The following is a 20,299-nucleotide window of genomic DNA, read 5'->3' on the forward strand; positions in this document are numbered from 1 at the left end:
CGGCCCCTGCCCCTCTTTCGATTCTTGAATGCTTCGCAACATCCAGAATCACGAAGGTCAGGGGCCTTTCACGTCAACGACACGCGACCGCCCTGACCAGGGACTGCCCGTTCAAGATCGAAGAGCCCCCAACGGGCGCAGTGATGGTCCGGAATGTCGGGGGTGCGTGGGATGATCATGGCGTGGATGAGAAGCGATATCAGGTGTTCGTAAGTTCGACGTACACGGACCTGGGAGACGAGCGAACCGCCGTGATCCAGTCGATCCAGCGGATGGACCACATTCCGGCTGGCATGGAACTGTTTCCGGCGGCCGATGAGAGCCAGTGGGACCTCATCAAGCAAGTAATCGACCAGAGCGATTACTACGTCGTGGTTGTGGCTGGCAGGTATGGAAGTGTTACTGCTGAAGGAATTAGCTACACGGAGAAGGAATACGATCATGCTGTCGAATCCGGTATTCCTGTATTGGGTTTCGTTCACGACGATCCTGATTCGATCCCGAGTGGTAAGTCTGAACTTGACAAAGAGGCGCAGGAGCTTCTCGCGAATTTCCGCGATAAGGTAAAAGGGAAGCCGGTGAACTTCTTTACGACGCCGGAGAGTCTCGCGGGCCTGGTTGTTACGAGCCTTCTGATGGCGATAAAAAAGAATCCGCGACCAGGGTGGGTCCGGGGGGACAAGGCTATGACACTGGAAACGGAGAAGGAGATTCTGGATCTTCGTCAAGAACTCGAAATGGCCAGGGCTGCGAAGGTTGAGGCGGAACGGACCCTGTTTGCGGATGCCTCCGAGCTTGCTCAGGGCACTGATATTGTAGAGCTTCGATACAGGGTCAAGCATCGCGCTCCCGATGAGTACGCGTTTAAGAATTTAGACTTCGACGTGCGAGTAACGTGGGACGAGATATTTGGAAGTATTGGACCTGTGCTCATCGATGAGGCAACGGTTATGCATGCGCGCGACCGTTGCAAGGTCCTTTTCAACGGTCGGATTCCGAAGAAAGTTATCGATCAAATTCCAACAGACTCGAACACAGACACTGTGATGTTTGCCGATAGTTGGGAGGTTATCGAGTTCCAGTTGCGCGCTCTCGGTCTGATTGAAACGGGCGAGAAGAAGCGGACAGTGCAAGATAAGAACAAGTACCTGAAACTTTCGGAAAAAGGTCTACGGCACTTAGCCGTGGTTCGCGCAATCAAGCGGCCAGAATCTGATTCATTCGAATAGCTGAATGACCTTGGACGGGTCGCGCCGCCGTCCTCTTCTGGAGTCCACTCACCGTAGCGTCCAGGGTCAGAACGAACAAGCCATTGCCGCGCCACTTGAAACAACGACCAGACGAAGCTGGTCTCCGCTTGGCCGTCGCGCATGTCAGTCTGGTTGCCGAACCTCGAGGACGTCGTCTCCAGACAGGGCCGCAAACGAGTTGCGCACTTTAATCGCAAGAGGATCCCGACGAAGCTCCTCGGGAGATACAGTCACGGAACCATAATCTTCCAACTGCACTGCGTACGCACCTTCGGTGACCGGAATGCTATCAAACTTGGCATACCAGTAGCACACGCCGATGGCAGTGTCCGGCTCGCTCAACGATTTCCGAAAGTCGGGGTGGGGCTCCAGTTGTGCGACTCCGAGTGTGTCGCCATTCGGACCGCTGATGGTCATGCGATCGCCGGTCTTTACGTCACCATCGTAGTATCGGCACCTTTCCTTGCCCTCATGTTTATTGACCAGAGAGTCGTTGTTGCCGATGAGTAGAACCTTGACCGGTTCTCCCGTCTGCCCGCCACCATCGCTCGCGCATCCTGCAAAGAGCGCCAAGGCCGCGATCGCGCCAACCAAGGCCGTAAATGTCCGTTTCATCGAATTATGTCCCGTCTGCGGAGTTCGTTTCCAGGAATGGTAAGCCACGCGGCGTGGGTTAGTTCGTTCGAACGACAACGACAACGACAACGACGCCATGCATAGCCGAACCCCGGCGAGTCTCGGTGCTGACGGAAGGCGACAGGCTCAGGTCGGAGTTGGGTCCGCCAGTCGCCACGACCGCGACGTCGCCGATCGGCAGCTAGTCCCGCAGTTCGTCAGTTCATGTTCCGCTCGGGCACCTCGGCCATGTCGTAGGGCCGTGGTTTCCTGACGCCATGGTCAAGCTCGGACTGATCCTCGTCGTCCTCGTCGCGGGCGTCTTCGCGGTGTCCGCTGCCGCGGCGCTCCTGTGGTCGTTGTGCGCCATGTTCGCCACGCTGATCCTCGCGCCGTTCCAGCACGGAACCGCGCGCCGACAGCAGCGGACCGCGCGGCGACGGCGCCGAGCCGAGGACGCCCACCCGCTGGCCCAGTTGGAACGCCGCCGCCGCACGAGACGCATCGACCGGCAGGCGCAGTGCGACGAGTTGCTTGCCGACGTCCGCGCCCGGCGGTGGACGCGCGAGGACACTCCCGACCGGGCCCACGGCTATCTGGTGCTGGCGTGGGATCAGTGGACCGGCGACGAGTTCGCCGATCGCCCGGTGCGCTCGTCCGGCTGGTTCAGCAGTCAGGACGGACCGGCCGACGACTCCCTGCCCGCCCGTGTGGCACACGGCTACGCCCTCTCCGACGAGGACAAGACCGCGCTGCGCCGACTGCAGAACCACAGCCTCGGCCAGTTCCCGTGGGTGGCGGCGCAGATCGTCCACCGGATCGCCGGGCGACCGGTGTGGGAGCACGACTTCTTCGACGAACACGCCGTCCGCCTCGACCTGGTCGCCGAACTGTCCGCCATCGGTGCCCGCGCTCGAGCGCTGAACGCGCAGCAGGCCCAGCTCGGCCCGGCCCCGAGCGGCGACCTCCGCGAACACCCCGACGTGGTGGACCTCTACGTCCGCAAGGCGGACCTCATCGACGAGGCCGTCGACCAGCTCCTCGAGCGCGTTAGCGCTCTGGCGGCGTACGCGGAGATGGTCGACCGCGTGCAGGCCATGCACCGCGACCAGCGCTACCGCGCTCGCCTGGAATCCTCCGACGACCTCGAGCAGATGGTCGAGACCGAGGTCGACCGCCACGAGAGCGCCCGCGTGCAGCAGGCCGCCGCCGACTCCGCCGTCCGCGCCGCCGCACTGCTGACTCCGCTGGACCCGCTCCGCAGCTGAACCATCGGGCCGCAGGAAACCTGCCACCACGCGCCTATCCGACAGCGAACCCCTCCATCGATCAGTTCGATGGAGGGGTTCGCCGGTGGAAGCCATGCAGCGCGGCGACCGCGACCTCAGGATCTTTGCTCGGGTCGCCGCGCTCCCGTCACAGCCCAGCCTTGTCGACTCCATACGCGGCCTGGGCCAGCGTGTACTGGTCGCCGTACGGCGATGACAGCTGTTCGATGAGCCCCTGCCGGGAGAACGGCGAGATCTCGAGGTAGTTCTTCGCCGCCTTGGCGGCCTGTTCGTTCCAGTTCGCATTCACGTGGTCGGCGGCGTAAGTGGCATCGGCCACCGAGTACCCCTCGCCGTAGTCGGAGGACAACTGCTCGATGAGTCCCTGCCGGGAGAACGGCGACATCGACAGGTAATTCTTCGCGGCCCGCAGCGCATTGCTCTGCCCCGACGTCATCGACGCCGTCGGCTCTACGGCCTCGGTCGTGGCCGTGGTCGTGGTTCGCTTCGGAGCAACAGTGACCGTCGTGGTCTCCGTAGCGACCGATGCTTGCGCCGTCGGTGCCGCAGAGGGCGTCGCGGTCACCGCGGACGACGGTGCCGACGCAACGTCATCGCCGCCGGAATTCTCCGTTCCTGCCCCACCGGCGGCTGCACCCACCACCACAACGACGACCGCTGCGCCGGCAAGCCACCAGCGCTTCTTCTTGAACCACGGCTTCTCAGCCGGCGGCGGCGGTGGGATCGGCGGCGGGAGCGGTCCGGGGTAGGAGGATCCGAACGGTTGGGTCGGCGGTCCCGGTGGCGGCATGGTCATTCGAGCGTCCTTCGGTGCGGCGAGGCCCGTGGGCGTCGCGGAGTGAATCGATCAACCTCACTCCTACGCGGAGCCGCCGACAGAAATGCCGCGCAGCCAGGCGGTCAACACACTTGAACGACAGAAATCAACCGATCGAACGACAGCCACCGCGGTCTCGGCGCCAACCCGTCGCGAAACCGACCCACTTGGTGGTCACAGCACACCAAGCGCGTCGGTTTCGCGGCAGCGCTGCTTCATCGGCCGGATGAAGAAGAAATACACCGCGAGGAACTACACGGCAGCGCGGGCGGAGAGCTTCACCGAGAACGGGACCGGGCGCAGGGTGCCGCGCTCGGTCATCTCCGGGTCCGACCCGGCGGCAGGCTCGGCCAACGACAGCTCGAACGCGTCGCAGATCCGCGACACCAGCAGCGCCGACTCCTGCATGGCGAAGGCCCGGCCGATGCAGCTGCGCGGCCCGGTGCCGAACGGCGTGAAGTAGCGGTCGGGGTACTCGCGCAGCGCCTTCGCCTCCCAACGCTCCGGATCGAAGGCCGCGGCGGTCGGACCCCACACCTCGGGGTCCCGCTGCGCGGCCAGCGTCAGGACGAACACCGCGTAGCCTGCGGGGATGTCGTACCCGCCCAACTGCTGGTCCTTGCGGGAGACCCGGAAGATCCCGGGCACCGGCGGCCACAGCCGCAGCGACTCGTTCAGGATGTTGCGGGTGGTCCGCATACCGGCCACACCGGAGTAGTCGAAGCCGCGGGTCCGCGCCTCGTCGGTCACCTGCTGCGCCAGGCCCGGCCGTGCGGCGAGGTACCAGAGCGTCACCTCCAGCAGCGCCGCCGTGGTCTCGTGTCCGGCGACGAGGAAGGTCAGCACCTGGTCGCGCACGTTCTGGTGCGGCAGCTTCTCGCCGGTGTCCGGGTCGACGGTGTCGAGCATCAGCCCGAGCAGGTCGTCACTCGCGGGCTCCTTCCCACTCACCCGGTCGGCGACGATGCCGTCGATGAACGCCCGCGTCTTCTCCAGGTTCGCCTGGAAGGCCCGCTCATGGAACAGTCCGCGCACCTGGCCCACGACGGGAAGATCGTTGGTCGATTCCGACGCCCACGTCAGCACCTGATCGAGCGCCACCAGCAGCGTCTGCGCCTGCGGATCGACGCCCTCCTGCGTGAACAACCCGAGGTTGCGCGAAAAGCCCGCGCGCGCAATCACTTCCAGCGTCGCGTTGGTCATCGCCGTGTGCACGTCGACCACCTCGCGGCCGGACCAGTACTCGATAAGATCGTCGGCCACCGACTGCATGGCCGCGTGATAGGTCCGCAACGCCGACTGCGCGAAGCCCGGCTCCAGCACCCGCCGCGCCTGGCCCCACAGCGGATCCGAGGTCTTCGCGGTGAACAGCCCGGAGCCGGTGATCCCGCGGAACTTCAGCGTGGGACCGGCCAGCGCCCGCGCCCAGTTGTCTTCGTCGTTACACTGCCCGGCGAGCTCGCCGCCGGCCACCAGCACCAGTCGGACGTCGAGCAGTTTGCGCTCGAAAATCGGCCCGAGCCGCTCCGCGAGGGTCATCTCGTGCTGCGTCGGATTGTTCCGGTCGACACCGAAGACGTCCCCCAACAGCGGAACTCGGGGACCCGGATGCGGAAGGCGCGAATCGAGTTTCACCGACCCAGTCTGGCACGAACCCGCAGGGCCACCGGCCCGGGGCACCACCGCACGACTTACCCTGTTCACGTGCCAGGCTTCCTCAAGTTCTCCATCAACGACCTCACGCAGGCCGCGGTCTTCGCCGCCCTGATCGTGGTCCTCGGCCTGCCCGGTCAGTTCAACCTCGCCGGCGGCGTCCCGATCACCCTGCAGACCATGGGTGTGATGATGGCCGGCGCCATCCTGGGCCCCAAGAAGGGCACCGCCGCCGTGGTCCTCTTCATGGTCCTGGCGATCGCGGGCCTGCCGATCCTGGCCGGCTTCCGCACCGGCACCATGGCGCTGAGCTCACCGACCGCCGGCTACTTCGTCGGCTTCCTGCCCGGCGTGATCGTGATCGGCCTGCTCACCGCGTTCATGATGCCGCGCTACAACCTGTGGCTGGGCATCGGAATCAACCTGCTCGGCGGCGTGCTGGTGATCTACGCGTGCGGCGTCGCCGGCCTCATGCTGCGCACCGACATCTCCTTCACCGCGGCGGTCACCTCGAACGGCGTCTTCGTCGCCGGCGACGTCATCAAGGCCGTGCTCGCGGCCCTCGTGGCGGCCGCCGTGCACCGCGGTCGCCCGGGCCTGATCCATCCCCTCCGCATCCGGCGCAGCCAGTTCACCCAGACCGCGGAATGATCCGGCCATGACCTCCATCGAGTTCGACGACGTCAGCCGCTCTTTCGGCGACCGTCCCGTTCTCACCGGCGTCAACCTCGCGCTCACCGAACACCGCATCGGGATCATCGGCGCCAACGGCAGCGGCAAATCGACGCTGGCCCGCATGATGAACGGCCTGGTCCGCCCGGACACCGGCACGGTCACCGTCAACGGCCTCAACGTCGCCAAGAACCAGCGCAAGGTCCGCAAGCAGGTCGGCTTCATCTTCTCCGACCCGGACCGGCAGATCATCATGCCGACCGTCCTGGAAGACATCGACCTCTCCCTGACCCGCGTCACCAAGGACAAGCGCGAGCGTCGCGAGCAGGCAATGGCCACGCTCGCCAAGTTCGGCCTCGCCGACCACGCCGACCAGCCGTCGCACACCCTCTCCGGCGGGCAGAAGCAGCTCCTCGCGCTCGCCGCGATCATGGTGATCGGGCCGTCGATCCTGATCGCCGACGAACCCACCACCATGCTCGACCTCCGCAACGCCAACATGCTGCGCGAGGTCCTCGCCGGGCTCGACGAACAGCTCATCGTCCTGACCCACCACCTCGACATGCTCGAGAACTACGACCGCGTGCTGGTACTCGACGGCGGCCGCGTCGTCGCCGACGACGCCCCGACCCCGGCCATCGCGTACTACCGCGGACTGATGGAGTAGTCACCGCTCGCAAGCGGGTAGATACTTGACGTATCCGCAGAACACGCACCACAGGAACGGTGACCGATCATGGCTGTGACCCCCTACCTCTTCTTCAGCGGCAACTGCACCGAGGCGTTCGAGCGCTACCGCGAGATCCTCGGCGGCGAGCTGCAGATCATGCGCAACTCCGACGTCCCTGAGGCCGACCGGATGCCCGGCGGCGGCGACTTCGTGATGCACGCGTCGCTCACGCTGCCCGACGGCGGCCTGCTGCTCGGCTCGGACGACCCCACCGGCGACGACGGCCCCAAGACCGGCTTCGCCGTCTCCACCAGCACCCCCGACATCGAGGCGGCTCGCACCGTCCACGCGGCGCTCGCCGACGGCGGAACAGTGTCTATGCCGGTCACCGCGACGTTCTGGTCCGCGGGCTTCGGCATGTGCGTCGACCGTTTCGGCGTGAGCTGGATGGTCGACGTCGAACACGCGAAACAGTGACGCCGCTGTGAGCATGCTCGGCACCTATGTGCCCGGGCGTTCCCCCATCCACCGGTTGCCCGCCGGGTTCAAACTGCTGGCCCTGATCGGCGCGATCATCGCGATGAGCGTGCTGGTCACCACGACGACCGGGGCGGCGGTCGCCGTCGGCGCCACGGTCCTGGTCTTCGCGGCGGCCGGCATCGGACCGGTACGCGCGTGGCCGCTCATGCGCGGGCCGCTGTTCGTCGTCGCCCTGATCTTCGGCTTCCAGCTCTTCATCACCGACTGGCAGCGGGCCGTGGTGGTGTCCGCGATCCTGCTGGCGTCGATCGGCTTGGCGGCCGTCGTCACGCTGACCACGCGCACGTCCGACCTGCTCGCGACCATCGTCGGCGCCCTGCGGCCACTCGAGCGTTTCGGCGTGCGGACGGATTTAATTGCCATGGCTTTAGCCTTGACAATTCGGTCCATACCGCTCATCGCGGAAGTCTTCACCCAGGTCGATCAGGCCCGCCGAGCCCGTGGCCTGCGGCCCGGGCCCCGCGTGCTGTTCGTGCCCGCCATCTTGGCGACGCTGGACACCGCGGACGGATTCGCCGACACTCTGGCCGCCCGGGGGCTGGACTAGGCTCGTTGTCATACGCATCACCCCACCGATGTCAAAGGAATTGCTGTGCCGAATGTGTTCGATGATGTGACCGCTGCCGTCGGTCGCACCCCGCTCGTCCGCCTCAACCGGATCACCGATGGCGCCGGCGCCACGGTGCTCGCCAAGCTTGAGTACTACAACCCCGCCAACTCGGTGAAGGACCGCATCGCGGTCGCCATCATCGACGCTGCCGAAGCCGACGGCACGCTGCCCGCCGGCGGCACCATCGTCGAGGCCACCAGCGGCAACACCGGCATCGCCTTGGCGATGGTCGGCGCGGCCCGCGGCTACAACGTCGTGCTGGCCATGCCGGAGACCATGTCGAAGGAACGTCGTGCCCTGCTGCGCGCCTTCGGCGCCGAACTGATCCTCACCCCGGGTGCCGAGGGCATGGCCGGTGCCGTGCGCCGCTCCGAGGAGATCGCCGCCGAGCGCCCCGGCGCCGTGCTGGCCCGCCAGTTCGCCAACCCCGCCAACGCCGCGATCCACCGCGCCACCACCGGCCCCGAGGTCTGGAACGACACCGACGGCACCGTCGCCGCCTTCGTCGCCGGCATCGGCACCGGCGGCACCATCACCGGCGCCGGCGGCTACCTCAAGAGCCAGAACGCCGACGTGAAGGTCTTCGCCGTCGAGCCGGAAGAGTCGCCCATCCTCAACGGCGGCGCCCCCGGCCCGCACAAGATCCAGGGTCTGGGCGCGAACTTCGTGCCCGAGGTGCTCGACACCGACGTCTACGACGAAGTGATCGACATCAACGCCGAGACCTCCCTCGCGTGGGCCCGTCGTGCCGCCACCGAAGAGGGCCTGCTGGTCGGCATCTCGTCCGGCGCAGCACTGGCCGCCGCCGTGCAGGTGGCCCAGCGCCCCGAGTTCGCGGGCAAGACCATCGTCGTCGTGCTCCCCGACTTCGGCGAGCGCTACCTCTCGACTCCGCTCTTCGAAGGACTCGTGGACTAGTGACGCCCGACAGTCGCGGACTTCCCGAACGTCCGGGGCTCTTCTTCCTTCTCCGCGAGGACCTGCAGGCGGCCCGGGACCGTGATCCCGCCGCCACCTCCAGGTTCCTCGTGGCGATCGCCTACCCGGGCGTGCACGCACTGTGGCTGTACCGCATCGCGCACGCGCTCTGGAACAAGAACCGTCTGCTGCGCCTGCCCGCGCGCCTCCTGTCGCAGTTCGCCCGTTTCATGACCGGCGTGGAGATCCACCCGGCCGCGGTCATCGGTCGACGCTTCTTCATCGACCACGGCATGGGCGTGGTGATCGGCGAGACCTCGGTGGTCGGCGAGGACGTCCTGATGTTCCACGGTTCCACCCTCGGCGGCACCAGCATGAACAAGGGCAAGCGGCACCCCACCGTGGGCGACCGCGTCCTCATCGGCGCCGGCGCCAAGATCCTCGGACCCATCACCCTGGGCGACGACGTGAAGATCGGGGCCAACGCCGTGGTGGTGCACGACGTCCCCACCGGTCACGTCGCGATCGGCGTGGCCGCCAAGTCGCGTCCCGGCCCCGACGTGATCGACCCGTACGCCGAGCCCGCGCTCTACATCTGAACAACTGACCTACAACCACAGGCCCCGCGGAGTTCCGCGGGGCCTGTGGTTGACTCCTTGTCGTAGAGTCCGCGACCGGAAGGAGCCCGGGTGCACACCGTGATGAAGAACAAGTGGTGGACGCTGGTGATCGTCTGCCTCGGCACCTTCATGCTGCTGCTGGACGTGACCATCGTGATGGTCGCCCTGCCGGACATGGAGCATGACCTGGGCGCGTCGTTCTCCCAGCTCCAGTGGGTCACCGATGCCTACGCACTGTCGTTGGCGGCGCTGCTGCTCACGGCCGGTTCCCTGTCGGACCGATTCGGTCGACGACTCATCTTCGCCATCGGCCTCGCGATCTTCACCGCCGGCTCGGCCCTGTGCGGCGCCGCCACCAGCCCGGAGATGCTGATCTTCTCGCGCGCGGCCCAGGGCGTCGGCGGTGCCATGCTGTTCGCCACCTCGCTGGCCATTCTCGCGGCCAGCTTCTCCGGCCGGGACCGAGGCATCGCGTTCGGCGTGTGGGGTGCGATCACCGGTATCGCCACAGCCCTGGGCCCCATTCTGGGCGGCGCCATCACCACCGGGCTCGACTGGCGCGGCATCTTCTACGTCAACGTCCCGCTCGGCGCGATCGCCCTGGTCCTCACCTTCATCCTGATGGGCGAATCGAAGGCGCCGTATGCGCGCCGCATCGACTGGGCCGGCATGATCACCTTCACCGGCGGCCTGTTCGCCCTCGTCTACGCCTTCACCGAAGCCGGCGAGACGTCGTGGACCGACAGCACCGTCCTCTGGTGCTTCGGCGTCGCCGCCGCGCTGCTGATCGCTTTCGGCGTGGTCGAATGGAAGCTCCGCGAGCCGATGTTCGACCTGGATCTGTTCCGCGTGCCGACCTTCCTCGGCGGCTCCATCGCAGCGTTCTGCATGAACGGCTCGATGTTCGCGATGATGCTCTACTTCGTCCTGTACCTGCAGAACCAGTTGGGCTACAACGCCTTCGACGCCGGGCTCCGACTCCTCGTGTTCTCCGCGATGACGATGGTGGTCGCCACCATCGCCGGCCGTCTCACCGACCGCGTGCCCGCCCGCTGGATGATCGGCCCGGGTCTGCTGCTGGTCGGCATCGGCCTGCTCACCATGATGGGTCTCGACGCCGAGAGCACCTGGACCCACCTGATCGTCGGCTTCGTGCTCGCCGGTATCGGCGGCGGTCTGGTGAACCCGCCGCTGGCCTCCACCGCCGTCGGCGTGGTGCCCGTCGACCGCTCCGGCATGGCGTCGGGTATCAACAACACCTTCCGCCAGGTCGGTATCGCCGTCGGTATCGCCGTCTACGGCACGCTGTTCTCGTCGAAGATCGTCGACAGTCTGCGCGAATCGCTCGGGCACACCCGCCTGGCCGACCACGTCGACGGCATCGCCAAGGCGGTGACCGCAGGCGACCAGAAGGCGCTCGTGGAGAAGGTACCCGCCGACTTGCGCACCGACGCGGCCGACACGATCGCCACCGCCTTCACCGACGGCCTCAATCAGCTGTTCCTGATCAGCGGCGTGGTCGCGATCGTCGGCGGTGTCGCCGCGTTCTTCCTGATCCGCAGCAAGGACTTCGTCCAGGCCGAGTGAACCGGGCGGACAGACCCGACGATGCCGCCGGCCCGGGCAGTGCGGAGCGCACAGCCCGGGCCGGTGGTGTTCGTCATGCCGTCGGCTGGTCCGCGTCCGCGGCGACCTCGGCGGGCTGGGCCGGAGCGCTCTGCACCGGGGTGATCGACAGGCGCAGCGCACCCGGGGCGCTCGCGGGCACCACCGGGGAGACCGGCGCGATCGGATCCATCCGTTGGTAGCTGTCGCCCTGGGCCGGACGCGCATCGTCGTCGCCCTTGTTGGGCCACAGCGACGCGGCCCGCTCGGCCTGCGCGCAGATCGACAGCGACGGGTTCACGCCGAGGTTCGCCGAGATCGACGCCCCGTCGGTGATGTGCAGCGTCGGGTAGTTCCACACCCGGTGGTACGGATCGATCACACCGTTGGCCGGATCATCGGAGATCACGCAGCCGCCCAGGTAGTGCGCGGTGAGCGGCATGTTGAAGATGTCGCCCCAGGTGCCGCCTGCCATGCCGCCGGGCAGGAGGTCCGCGGCCCGCTGGTTGGCCTCGTTGCCCTTGGGGATCCAGGTGGGGTTGGGCTCGCCGTGGCCCTGCTTGCTGGTCACGTACTTCAGCGGACCGCGCTTACGCATGAACGTGGTCAGCGAGTTGTTCGAGTTCTGCATCACCAGGGCGATCACGGTCCGCTCGCTCCACTTGCGCACCCACAGCAGGCGCACCAGCAGCAGCGGATTCTTGATCACCTCGCGCAGGAACTGTCCGAGGCGGTTCGGCACGCTGCCGCCCTGGGTCATCAGGGTCTGCAGGTAGGCGATCGCGTTGCTGCCCTTGCCGTAGCGGACCGGCTCCACATGCGTGTTGGGCTCGGGGTAGAACGACGACGTGATCGCCACGCCCTCGGAGTAGTCGCTGGCCGGATCCACCTTGGCGGCCTGCGCACCCAGGATCGACTCCGAGTTGGTGCGGGTCAGCACACCCAGCGAATCGGACACCTTGGGCAGCGTCGAGTCCTTGGCACCGAACATGATCTTCTGCGTGTTGAACGTGCCGGCCGCGACGATCACCTGATCGGCAGTGAATTGGCGACGACGCGCGCCGAACGGGCCCCACGCCGACGAGCCGCGGGTGGAGACCACCCAGCTGCCGTCGCTGCGCTGCTCGAGACGGTCGACGGTGGTGCGGTCGATGATCTGCGCACCGTTCGCCTCGGCCAGGCCGAGGTAGTTCTTCATCAGCGTGTTCTTGGCGCCGACGCGGCAGCCGGTCATGCAGGCGCCGCATTCGGTGCAGGCGGTACGACGCGGACCGGCCCCGCCGAAGTACGGGTCGTCGACGGTCTGTCCCGGCGCGCCCTCTCCCCCGGTCTTGGCACCGAAGTACACGCCGACCGGCGTGGAGCCGAAGGTGTCGCCGACACCCATGTCCTCGGCGACCTGCTTCATCACGCGGTCGGAGTTGGTGAACGTCGGGTTGGTGACGACGCCGAGCATGCGACGGGCCTGCTCGTAGTGCGGGGTGAGCTCGGCTTCCCAGTCGGTGATGTGCGCCCACTGCGGGTCGGTGAAGAACGGCGTCGGCGGCTTGTACAGCGTGTTGGCGTAGTTCAGCGAACCGCCGCCCACCCCGGCGCCGGCCAGGATCATCACGTCCTTGAGCGCGTGAATGCGCTGGATGCCGTAGAGGCCCAGGCGGGGCGCCCACAGCCACTTGTGCAGGCGCCAGCTGGTCTTGGCGAACTGGTCGTCTTCGAAGCGGCGCCCGGCTTCGATCACGCCGACCCGGTACCCCTTCTCCACCAGGCGCAGCGCGCTGACGCTGCCGCCGAATCCGGAACCGATGATGAGGACGTCGTAGTCACTGCTGGCCATAGCAAAGACACTAATGACCGTTGTCACGTTTCAGATAGGAAGCATGCCCTTACTTGCCGGTAGAGGGCGCCTCCGCGTCGCGGCGCACTTCTCGGGCGACGACACTCGCCCCGCTGGTCAGCAGGGCGCGACGCCACGGCAGCACGCCCTCGATCTCGATTTGGATGGACAGCGACAAGACGGTCCGAATCAGCACGATGAGACCCAGGATCAGCGCGTCCTCCATCGACGGCTTGGACGTGATGGTCCGAACCAGGTCGGCGGCGACGAGCACCTCCAGGCCCAGCAGGATGGCCCCGCCGAGCGTCCGGCGGATCACGCCGAACGCATCGCTGCCGGGCTGTCCGCGCAGCGCCGCCCGCATACCGAGCGCGATAGCGACCATCGCGCCGACCACCATCGTGACCGCCCCGAGCAACTCGAAACTCAGCGCAACCCAGGAGAAGGCTTCGTCGATCAGTTCTTCCACGCGCTCACCCTAGCCTTGCTCGCCTCCTGAGCCAGTCGAAGGGCAGAAGCCGAAATGCACACGCTCCCCGGGCCGGTCGCACACCCTTCGACAAGTTCAGGGAGCGGACCGCACGGGGAGCGTGTGCGGACGGATCAGGCGCGGACGGAGAGGCCCACCTTCTGGAACTCCTTGAGGTCGCTGTAGCCGGCCTTCGCCATGGAACGACGCAGCGCGCCGATCAGGTTCAGCAGTCCGTCCGGGTCGTCGGACGGGCCGGTCAGGACGCGCTCGAGCGAGGCCCGGCCTTCCGGCGGCGCCACCTGCAGCAGCGCGCCGCGCGGGGTATCCGGGTGGGCGGCCGCCGACGGCCAGTACCAGCCCTTGCCCGGCGCCTCGTCGGCGGCGGCCAGCGGGGTGCCGAGCGAGACCGCGTCGGCGCCGCAGGCCAGCGCCTTGGCGATGTCGCCGGAGGTGTGCAGGTCGCCGTCGGCGATCACGTGCACGTACCGGCCGCCGGTCTCGTCCAGGTAGTCCCGACGCGCGGCGGCGGCGTCGGCGATGGCGGTGGCCATCGGCACGCCGATGCCGAGCACCTCGTTGGTGGTGGTCGCACCTTCGGCGGAGCCGTAGCCGACGATCACACCGGCTGCACCGGTCCGCATGAGGTGCAGCGCGGTGCGGTGATCCTGCACGCCGCCGGCGATGACGGGGATGTCCAGGTCGGAGATGAAGGTCTTGAGGTTCAGCGGCTCGGCGACGAGCCCCTCTTCCGTTCCGCGGTCCACCAGCGTCACGTGCTCGGCGGAGATGATGGTGCCGTGCACCACGAGGATCTCCACACCGGCCTCCAGCAGCGCCGGGGTCACCTCGGGCGCGTGCTGCGGGCTGACGCGGACGGCGGTGGTGACACCGGCGGCCCGCACCTGCTCGACGGCGCCCGCGAGCAGTTCCGGCCGCACCGGTGCGCGGTGCAGCTCCTGCAGGAAGGCCACTGCGGCCGACGGGTCGTCGTTGCGGTCGGCGATCTCCAGCAACTCGGCGAGCTTGGCCTCGACGTCGTCGTGGCGGGCCCACAGGCCCTCGCCGTTGAGCACGCCGAGCGCACCCAGGCGCCCGAGCTCGATCACCGTCGCCGGCGAGCCGATGGCATCGGTCGGATGGTTGAGGATCGGGGTCTCGAACCGGTAGGCATCGATCTGCCAGGCCGTCGACACGTCCTTGGACGAACGGGTCCGCCGGGACGGAACGATCGAGATGTCGTCGAGTTCATAGGTCCGACGAGCAGTCCGGCCCATGCCGAATTCCACGAGGTCACGCACGAGGGGCGCCTTTCTTCTTCGCTGCTTAGCGAGTGTAGTAATTCGGCGCTTCGGCCGTGAGGGTCACATCGTGCGGGTGGGACTCCTTGAGTCCGGCCGCGGTGATCTGAACGAACTGGGCCTGCTGCAGCTCGGCGATCGTCTGAGCACCGGTGTAGCCCATGGCCGCCCGCAGGCCGCCGGTCAGCTGGTGGATCACCTGGTTCAGCGGACCGCGGAACGGCACGCGTCCCTCGATGCCCTCGGGCACCAGCTTGTCCTCGGCCAGCACGTCGTCCTGGAAGTAGCGGTCCTTGGAGTACGACTTGCCCTGCCCGCGGCCCTGCATGGCCCCGAGCGAGCCCATGCCGCGGTAGCTCTTGAACTGCTTGCCGTTCACCAGGATCAGTTCGCCCGGCGACTCGGCGGTACCGGCCAGCAGCGAACCCAGCATCGCGGTCGACGCACCGGCGGCGAGGGCCTTGGCGACGTCGCCCGAGTACTGCAGGCCGCCGTCGGCCACCACCGGCACGCCGGCCGCCTGCGCCGCGGCGCACGCTTCCAGGATCGCGGTGATCTGCGGGGCGCCGACACCGGCGACCACGCGGGTGGTGCAGATCGAGCCGGGCCCGACGCCCACCTTGACCGCGTCCACACCGGCGTCGATCAGCGCCTGCGCGCCGCCGCGGGTGGCGACATTGCCACCGATCAGCTGCACGCGGTCGCCGATCTCGGCCTTGAGCTTGCTGATCATCTCCAGCACGCCGCGCGAGTGGCCGTGCGCACTGTCGACCACCAGGACGTCGACGCCGGCCTCGGACAGGGTCATGGCCCGCGTCCACGCCTCGTCGCCCGCGCCCACCGCGGCGCCGACCAGCAGGCGCCCGTCGGCGTCCTTGGTGGCGTCCGGGTGCTGCTCGGTCTTGACGAAGTCCTTGACGGTGATCAGCCCGGTGAGGCGACCGTTGCCGTCGACGATCGGCAGCTTCTCGATCTTGTGGCGACGCAGCAGCCCGAGTGCGGCTTCAGCGGAGACGCCCTCCTGCGCGGTGACCAGCGGCGCCGGGGTCATCACCTCGGCGACCGGACGCGACTGGTCGTGCTCGAAACGCATGTCGCGGTTGGTGATGATGCCGATCAGCGCACCGGCGTCGTCCACCACGGGCAGTCCGGAGATTCGGAATCGCGCGCACATGGCGTCGACCTCGGCGAGGGTGTTCTCGGGGCTGCAGGTCACCGGATCGGTCACCATGCCGGCCTCGGACCGCTTCACCGTCTCGACCGACGCGGCCTGCGCCTCGATCGACAGATTGCGGTGCAGCACGCCCATGCCGCCGGCGCGGGCCATCGCGATGGCCATCCGGGATTCGGTGACGGTGTCCATCGCCGAACTCACCAGGGGCACGCGCAGCGTGATCTCCCGGGTCAGTTGCGAGGACGTGTCGACCTTGTTCGGGACCACGTCGGACGCGGCCGGGAGCAACAGGACATCGTCGAAGGTCAGGCCGAGCATCGCGACCTTGTTGGGATCATCTCCACCAGTGCGTACGGGGGTCATCGCTCTATCGTATCGACAGACTTACCGAACGGCTCCCGCCGGTGACCGGGGGCACGTCAGAAGGAGCGCCGACCGGCCCCGATCGGCTACGGTGGAGGCGTGCACGACCACTTCCCTCCCGGCATGCCGCCGGACCCGTTCGCCGACGACCCGAGTGACCCGGCCGCCGCGCTCGATGCGCTCGAACCCGCTGTGCCGCTTGATGATCATGAGCGCGAAGCGGTGCGCGAGGATCTGGTCGACCTCGAAGTCTACGAACGCCTCCTCGCGCCCCGCGGCATCCGCGGACTCGTCGTGATCTGCGAGGACTGTCGGGAAGATCACTTCCACGACTGGGACATGCTGCGCGCCAGCCTGCACCAACTGCTGCTCGACGGCTCGGTCCGTCCGCACGAACCCGCGATGGATCCTCGCCCCGAGGACTACGTCACGTGGGACTACTGCCGCGGCTTCGCCGACGCGCACGCGATCTTCCGCGACCGCCGCTGACGCTCACCGCACCGACGAAACCGGCGCCGACTTCACAGTCGGCGCCGGTTCGCTTCGACGCTTGACTCGGTCCTTCGGGGTCAGTTCTTCGGGACCGTGCTGGAAACGCTGCTCGACGACACGCTCGAGCTGCCGGAGGCCGACGTCGAACTCGATGCCGACGACGAGGACGGCGGTGTCGACGACGACGGTGGCGGTGTCGACGACGACGGTGGCACGGACGGCGTCACCGTAACGGTCACCGACGTCGATTCCGACGCCTCCGCAGGCGGGGTGGCCGGATCGGTCGACAGGGTCGACGGCCGCGGCGTACTGGGCGCCGGATCCTTGGCGAGAGCTTCGCTGTTGCGGAGTCGGGTGATCCACTGCTGCATGCGCGTGCGCGTGTCCGCGTCCTGCACGGGTTCCAGTGCCCGCTCCGCCCGATCGACGAAATCGGATGCCTCGCTGACCTGCCCCTCCGACAGTGCGGTCTCGGCCCGCTCGAGGCCGTTCTGCACGTCGAACGCGGCCTGCGTCTGCTGGGCCTCGTCCGCGAAGACCACCTTCTTCACGTTCCACAGCGGGTCGCCGGGCTGCGAGTTCTCCGACAGCACCAAAAGACCGGCGGCAGCGACCGCGGTGATGGCGGCGGCACCGGAGATCATCCGCAGGTGCCGCGACACGGCCTGACGCTTGCGGTCGTTGTCGGTGTCGGCGATGGCTTGCTCGACGTCGTCGAGCGTGGGCTCGGCAGGCATCGGCGCGGCGAGCGCCTCGGTGCGCCACGCGAACAGCAAGGCGCCGAGTTCGGCTTCGGCCGGGTCCACCGGGCCGTCGCCGGGCAGCGCGGTGCCCTCGATGAGCGCCTGCAGGAATTCGTCGTCGTGGTGGACGGCACTGATGTCGACCGACGGGTCGTGCTCGTTCATCGGCCACCTCCTGCGGCAATGATCTTCTTCAACTTCGTGAGTGCGCGGTGCTGGGCCACGCGCACTGCTCCGGGCGTGCTGCCGATCATCTCGGCGGTCTCTTCGGCCGACAGTCCGACCACGAGGCGGAGCACCAGGATCTCGCGCTGTTTCTCGGGGAGCTGGTCGAGCAGCTCACCCATGCGGCGACTGGCGTCGTTGTCGAGCGCCTGCTGTTCCGGACCGGACGAGAAGTCGACGGTCTCCGGAAGGACGTCCACGGGGTCGGCTTTGACACGGGAGGCCGAGCGCATGGCGTCGGCGACCTTGTGCGAGGCGATGCCGTAGACGAAGGCCATGAAGGGACGGCCCTGGTCTTCGTACTTGGGTACGGCGGTCATGACTGCCATCAACACCTCCTGCGCAACGTCGTCAGCGGAGAATAGGTGTCGTTCGCCGACACCTACCCGTGCTCGGCAGTAGCGCAGGACTGGTTCCCGCACGCTCTCGAGCACTGAGCTCAGCGCCGCGCGGTCCCCAGCCACCGCTTCCCGGACCTTGCGGTCCAACGCCTCACCTGTCAGTTTCATCGTCACGTCGTGCTCGAAGTGTTACATCGTCGATCCGACGGGCTCGCGCGGCGGCGGGCAGGACGGGTCGGCAGATCACCAAACCACCCTATCGGCCGTGCCGCTCGTCCGAGGACAGGGGCGCGAAGGGCATGCCGTGGCGAGCCAGCCGATCGCGCAGAACTCCCAGCTCAGCACCGTATTTCGGATCGCCGTCGACCCCGGACAACAGCGCCGCGGCAGCCCACTGCAGCGGCAGGAAGCCATGTTCAGCGGCGTCGGCGAAGACGCCGCGACCGGCCGTCGCGGCAGCGTCGACGTCCCCGCCGGCCGCCGCGACGGCGGCGCCGATCAGCGCGGTCTTGATGCGATGGCGGGGCGACGGGACGACGGCGACCAGTTCGGCCGAGCGCGACGCCGCGGCGCGGGCGACGTCCATCCGCCCGCAGTAGAGACCCCATTCGCAGCGCACCCACGACAGGCGCAGCGCGGTGCGGGCCGCGGTGCGCCAGTCGGCGTCGTCGTTGCGCGGCTGCGCGGCCGCATGCGCGGCGGCGCGGTCGAGGAGCCGCTGCGACGCGGCGAAGTCGCCGAGCCCGAGGTTGTCGGCGGCCAGGCCGATCAGGCCGTCGAGCCACGCGGCGTGCAGCCACTCCGATTCGCTCGGAGCAGTGGTCGCGTCGACGGCCAGCAGGCACGCGCGGCCGTCGCCGATCCGGGCCACCCCGTGGCCGCCGGCCTGCCGCAGCAGCGAAGCCCGCGTGCTGTGCGCGAGCGAGACCACCGCGGGCGCGCTGCGCGGGTCGTCGGCCACCGTGGCCAGCACCCGGCGGGCCGCGGCGGCCCGCCCCTGCGCGCCCAATTCGACGGCGCGCTGCCACGCCTGCACTCCGGTCGGCTCGCGCCTCATCGTCCTCTTCTCATCAGTTTCCCCAGGGGTAACACTCGGTGACTTCTCGTCGTCGTACCCGGGTCTTTCGCCACCTCATGTTTACCCGCTGTTACATCGCGGCGACGAAACCGCAGGAGCCGCACCGGTTGTTCACCTGGGAGCAAAAATGCAGTTCAACCCGGGTATTCAAGCGGTTTGACGGGCCGGAAACGTCCGCCCTAGCGTGAGCGATGCACCTAGCCATATCGAGAGAAGGAACAGCCGTGACCATCACCGCAGACCGACTGCCCGGGCCCAACGCCGACTTCTGGGATTGGCAGCGCGAGGGCGGGTGCCGGGGCCTGGATTCGTCCGTCTTCTTCCATCCCGAGGGCGAGCGCGGCCATGCCCGACTCCAACGCGAGCGACAGGCCAAGAAGATCTGCGGCGCGTGTCCGGTGATCGAGCAGTGCCGCTCGCACGCGCTGTCGGTGGACGAGATCTACGGGATCTGGGGCGGACTGTCCGAGCACGAACGCAATCTGATCCGTCGCCGGCAGCCGGCCCGCTACCTCGCCTCCTGAGCACGGGGAATCCCGAAACACCACCTGCGACAACGACTCCGCCCCGGCGGGCCGCGAGGCCTGCCGGGGCGGAGTGGTCTAAGAGGTCAGCTCAGCTGACACAGGTTCTGAAGTCAGCTCAGCTGACGACGGCGAGGATGTCGCGCGCCGACAGGATCAGGTAGGCCTGACCGTTGTAGCTGATCTCGGTGCCGCCGTACTTGCTGTAGATGACGGTGTCGCCCTCAGCGACGTCCAGCGGGATCCGCTTGTCGCCGTCTTCGTCCCAGCGGCCGGGGCCCACTGCGATGACCTTGCCCTCCTGGGGCTTCTCCTTGGCCGAATCCGGAATGACCAGGCCCGAAGGGGTGGTCGTCTCGGCCTCGATGGCCTGAATAAGGATCTTGTCCTCAAGCGGCTTGATGTTCACGCCTGCCACGATGTCAGTCCTTCTCATCTCGTAATACTGCTGAAGAGTGATCGGCTGGAGTCGGTTGCCACGTCGTCGCGGGTGCCG

The 20,299-nt window shown here is 67.6% G+C and carries 22 protein-coding genes; 11 read left to right on the forward strand and 11 right to left on the reverse strand.

What is annotated here, in order from left to right:
* A partial coding sequence (locus tag ABD989_RS15955) for a DUF4062 domain-containing protein (RefSeq protein WP_345314224.1) occupies positions 1-1,229 on the forward strand: 1,229 nt, incomplete at its 5' end.
* A 144-nt stretch (positions 1,230-1,373) separates the two neighbouring features.
* Here the strand turns inward: ABD989_RS15955 and ABD989_RS15960 are convergent.
* A complete protein-coding gene (locus ABD989_RS15960) occupies positions 1,374-1,913 on the reverse strand; it encodes a hypothetical protein (protein ID WP_345314225.1) in 540 nt (179 codons plus the stop codon).
* Positions 1,914-2,143: 230 nt separating this feature from the next.
* Between ABD989_RS15960 and ABD989_RS15965 the strand changes: the two genes are divergently transcribed.
* Positions 2,144-3,133, forward strand: a complete 990-nt coding sequence (locus tag ABD989_RS15965; RefSeq protein ID WP_345314226.1) for a hypothetical protein — start codon at positions 2,144-2,146, stop codon at positions 3,131-3,133.
* A gap of 148 nt (positions 3,134-3,281) precedes the next feature.
* Here the strand turns inward: ABD989_RS15965 and ABD989_RS15970 are convergent, their stop codons facing one another.
* Positions 3,282-3,950 carry an Ltp family lipoprotein gene (locus tag ABD989_RS15970; RefSeq protein ID WP_345314227.1) on the reverse strand — a complete coding sequence of 223 codons (669 nt, stop codon included), beginning with the start codon at positions 3,948-3,950 and terminating at the stop codon, positions 3,282-3,284.
* Between the two features lie 273 nt (positions 3,951-4,223).
* Positions 4,224-5,606, reverse strand: coding sequence for a cytochrome P450 (locus ABD989_RS15975; protein WP_345314228.1), 1,383 nt, complete (start codon positions 5,604-5,606; stop codon positions 4,224-4,226).
* Between the two features lie 69 nt (positions 5,607-5,675).
* On the opposite strand from ABD989_RS15975, the gene ABD989_RS15980 reads away from it, so the two are divergent.
* From ABD989_RS15980 to ABD989_RS16010, 7 genes are all read left to right on the forward strand, one after another.
* Positions 5,676-6,275, forward strand: a complete 600-nt coding sequence (locus ABD989_RS15980; RefSeq protein ID WP_345314229.1) for a biotin transporter BioY — start codon at positions 5,676-5,678, stop codon at positions 6,273-6,275.
* 7 nt (positions 6,276-6,282) lie between these two features.
* Complete coding sequence (locus ABD989_RS15985) at positions 6,283-6,963, forward strand: energy-coupling factor ABC transporter ATP-binding protein (RefSeq protein WP_345314230.1); 681 nt, start codon at positions 6,283-6,285, stop codon at positions 6,961-6,963.
* A 69-nt stretch (positions 6,964-7,032) separates the two neighbouring features.
* A complete protein-coding gene (locus ABD989_RS15990; protein ID WP_345314231.1) occupies positions 7,033-7,443 on the forward strand; it encodes a VOC family protein in 411 nt (136 codons plus the stop codon).
* A gap of 7 nt (positions 7,444-7,450) precedes the next feature.
* Positions 7,451-8,053, forward strand: coding sequence for an energy-coupling factor transporter transmembrane component T family protein (locus ABD989_RS15995; RefSeq protein WP_345314232.1), 603 nt, complete (start codon positions 7,451-7,453; stop codon positions 8,051-8,053).
* A gap of 45 nt (positions 8,054-8,098) precedes the next feature.
* Complete coding sequence (gene cysK / locus ABD989_RS16000) at positions 8,099-9,034, forward strand: cysteine synthase A (protein WP_246994693.1); 936 nt, start codon at positions 8,099-8,101, stop codon at positions 9,032-9,034.
* Positions 9,034-9,633, forward strand: a complete 600-nt coding sequence (gene cysE, locus ABD989_RS16005) for a serine O-acetyltransferase (protein ID WP_246994692.1) — start codon at positions 9,034-9,036, stop codon at positions 9,631-9,633. The genes cysK and cysE overlap by 1 nt, the downstream gene beginning before the upstream one ends.
* A gap of 90 nt (positions 9,634-9,723) precedes the next feature.
* Complete coding sequence (locus ABD989_RS16010) at positions 9,724-11,241, forward strand: MFS transporter (protein ID WP_345314233.1); 1,518 nt, start codon at positions 9,724-9,726, stop codon at positions 11,239-11,241.
* Between the two features lie 73 nt (positions 11,242-11,314).
* On the opposite strand, the gene ABD989_RS16015 is transcribed toward ABD989_RS16010, so the two are convergent.
* From ABD989_RS16015 to guaB, 4 genes are all read right to left on the reverse strand, one after another.
* Positions 11,315-13,093 (reverse strand): GMC family oxidoreductase N-terminal domain-containing protein, encoded by a 1,779-nt coding sequence (locus tag ABD989_RS16015; RefSeq protein WP_345314234.1) that lies wholly within the window; start codon positions 13,091-13,093, stop codon positions 11,315-11,317.
* A 49-nt stretch (positions 13,094-13,142) separates the two neighbouring features.
* Positions 13,143-13,562 (reverse strand): DUF1622 domain-containing protein, encoded by a 420-nt coding sequence (locus tag ABD989_RS16020; RefSeq protein WP_345314235.1) that lies wholly within the window; start codon positions 13,560-13,562, stop codon positions 13,143-13,145.
* Positions 13,563-13,696: 134 nt separating this feature from the next.
* Positions 13,697-14,863, reverse strand: a complete 1,167-nt coding sequence (locus tag ABD989_RS16025; protein WP_246994683.1) for a GuaB3 family IMP dehydrogenase-related protein — start codon at positions 14,861-14,863, stop codon at positions 13,697-13,699.
* A 25-nt stretch (positions 14,864-14,888) separates the two neighbouring features.
* Positions 14,889-16,400, reverse strand: a complete 1,512-nt coding sequence (gene guaB / locus ABD989_RS16030; RefSeq protein WP_345314236.1) for an IMP dehydrogenase — start codon at positions 16,398-16,400, stop codon at positions 14,889-14,891.
* Between the two features lie 99 nt (positions 16,401-16,499).
* Between guaB and ABD989_RS16035 the strand changes: the two genes are divergently transcribed.
* Positions 16,500-16,889 (forward strand): DUF5319 domain-containing protein, encoded by a 390-nt coding sequence (locus ABD989_RS16035; protein WP_246994679.1) that lies wholly within the window; start codon positions 16,500-16,502, stop codon positions 16,887-16,889.
* Between the two features lie 80 nt (positions 16,890-16,969).
* On the opposite strand, the gene ABD989_RS16040 is transcribed toward ABD989_RS16035, so the two are convergent.
* The 3 genes from ABD989_RS16040 to ABD989_RS16050 all read right to left on the reverse strand — a co-directional run bounded on the left by ABD989_RS16040 (position 16,970) and on the right by ABD989_RS16050 (position 19,258).
* Entirely contained in the window at positions 16,970-17,800 is an 831-nt protein-coding gene (locus ABD989_RS16040) for an anti-sigma-D factor RsdA (protein WP_345314237.1), read from the reverse strand.
* Positions 17,797-18,369 carry a sigma-70 family RNA polymerase sigma factor gene (locus tag ABD989_RS16045; RefSeq protein ID WP_345314238.1) on the reverse strand — a complete coding sequence of 191 codons (573 nt, stop codon included), beginning with the start codon at positions 18,367-18,369 and terminating at the stop codon, positions 17,797-17,799. Before ABD989_RS16045 ends, ABD989_RS16040 begins: the two co-directional genes overlap by 4 nt.
* Positions 18,370-18,457: 88 nt before the next feature.
* Positions 18,458-19,258, reverse strand: a complete 801-nt coding sequence (locus ABD989_RS16050) for a hypothetical protein (RefSeq protein ID WP_345314239.1) — start codon at positions 19,256-19,258, stop codon at positions 18,458-18,460.
* 245 nt (positions 19,259-19,503) lie between these two features.
* Between ABD989_RS16050 and ABD989_RS16055 the strand changes: the two genes are divergently transcribed.
* On the forward strand, positions 19,504-19,803 hold the full coding sequence (locus tag ABD989_RS16055) for a WhiB family transcriptional regulator (protein ID WP_345314240.1): 300 nt from the start codon (positions 19,504-19,506) through the stop codon (positions 19,801-19,803).
* A 118-nt stretch (positions 19,804-19,921) separates the two neighbouring features.
* Here ABD989_RS16055 and groES read toward each other — a convergent pair whose 3' ends face one another.
* Positions 19,922-20,221, reverse strand: a complete 300-nt coding sequence (gene groES, locus ABD989_RS16060) for a co-chaperone GroES (protein WP_345314241.1) — start codon at positions 20,219-20,221, stop codon at positions 19,922-19,924.
* Positions 20,222-20,299 lie beyond the last annotated feature (78 nt).

The sequence above is a fragment of the Gordonia alkaliphila genome (genome assembly GCF_039542465.1).
Taxonomy (GTDB): Bacteria; Actinomycetota; Actinomycetes; order Mycobacteriales; family Mycobacteriaceae; genus Gordonia; species Gordonia alkaliphila.

What these genes read in the sequence shown, in the direction of transcription:
- ABD989_RS15985 (WP_345314230.1), top strand. Translation starts at nt 6,283, where the DNA reads ATGACCTCCATCGAGTTCGACGACGTCAGCCGCTCTTTCGGCGACCGT.
- ABD989_RS16015 (WP_345314234.1), bottom strand. Translation starts at nt 13,093, where the DNA reads ATGGCCAGCAGTGACTACGACGTCCTCATCATCGGTTCCGGATTCGGC.
- ABD989_RS16050 (WP_345314239.1), bottom strand. Translation starts at nt 19,258, where the DNA reads ATGAGGCGCGAGCCGACCGGAGTGCAGGCGTGGCAGCGCGCCGTCGAA.
- ABD989_RS15990 (WP_345314231.1), top strand. Translation starts at nt 7,033, where the DNA reads ATGGCTGTGACCCCCTACCTCTTCTTCAGCGGCAACTGCACCGAGGCG.
- ABD989_RS16045 (WP_345314238.1), bottom strand. Translation starts at nt 18,369, where the DNA reads ATGAAACTGACAGGTGAGGCGTTGGACCGCAAGGTCCGGGAAGCGGTG.
- ABD989_RS16040 (WP_345314237.1), bottom strand. Translation starts at nt 17,800, where the DNA reads ATGAACGAGCACGACCCGTCGGTCGACATCAGTGCCGTCCACCACGAC.
- ABD989_RS15965 (WP_345314226.1), top strand. Translation starts at nt 2,144, where the DNA reads ATGGTCAAGCTCGGACTGATCCTCGTCGTCCTCGTCGCGGGCGTCTTC.
- ABD989_RS15970 (WP_345314227.1), bottom strand. Translation starts at nt 3,950, where the DNA reads ATGACCATGCCGCCACCGGGACCGCCGACCCAACCGTTCGGATCCTCC.
- guaB (WP_345314236.1), bottom strand. Translation starts at nt 16,400, where the DNA reads ATGACCCCCGTACGCACTGGTGGAGATGATCCCAACAAGGTCGCGATG.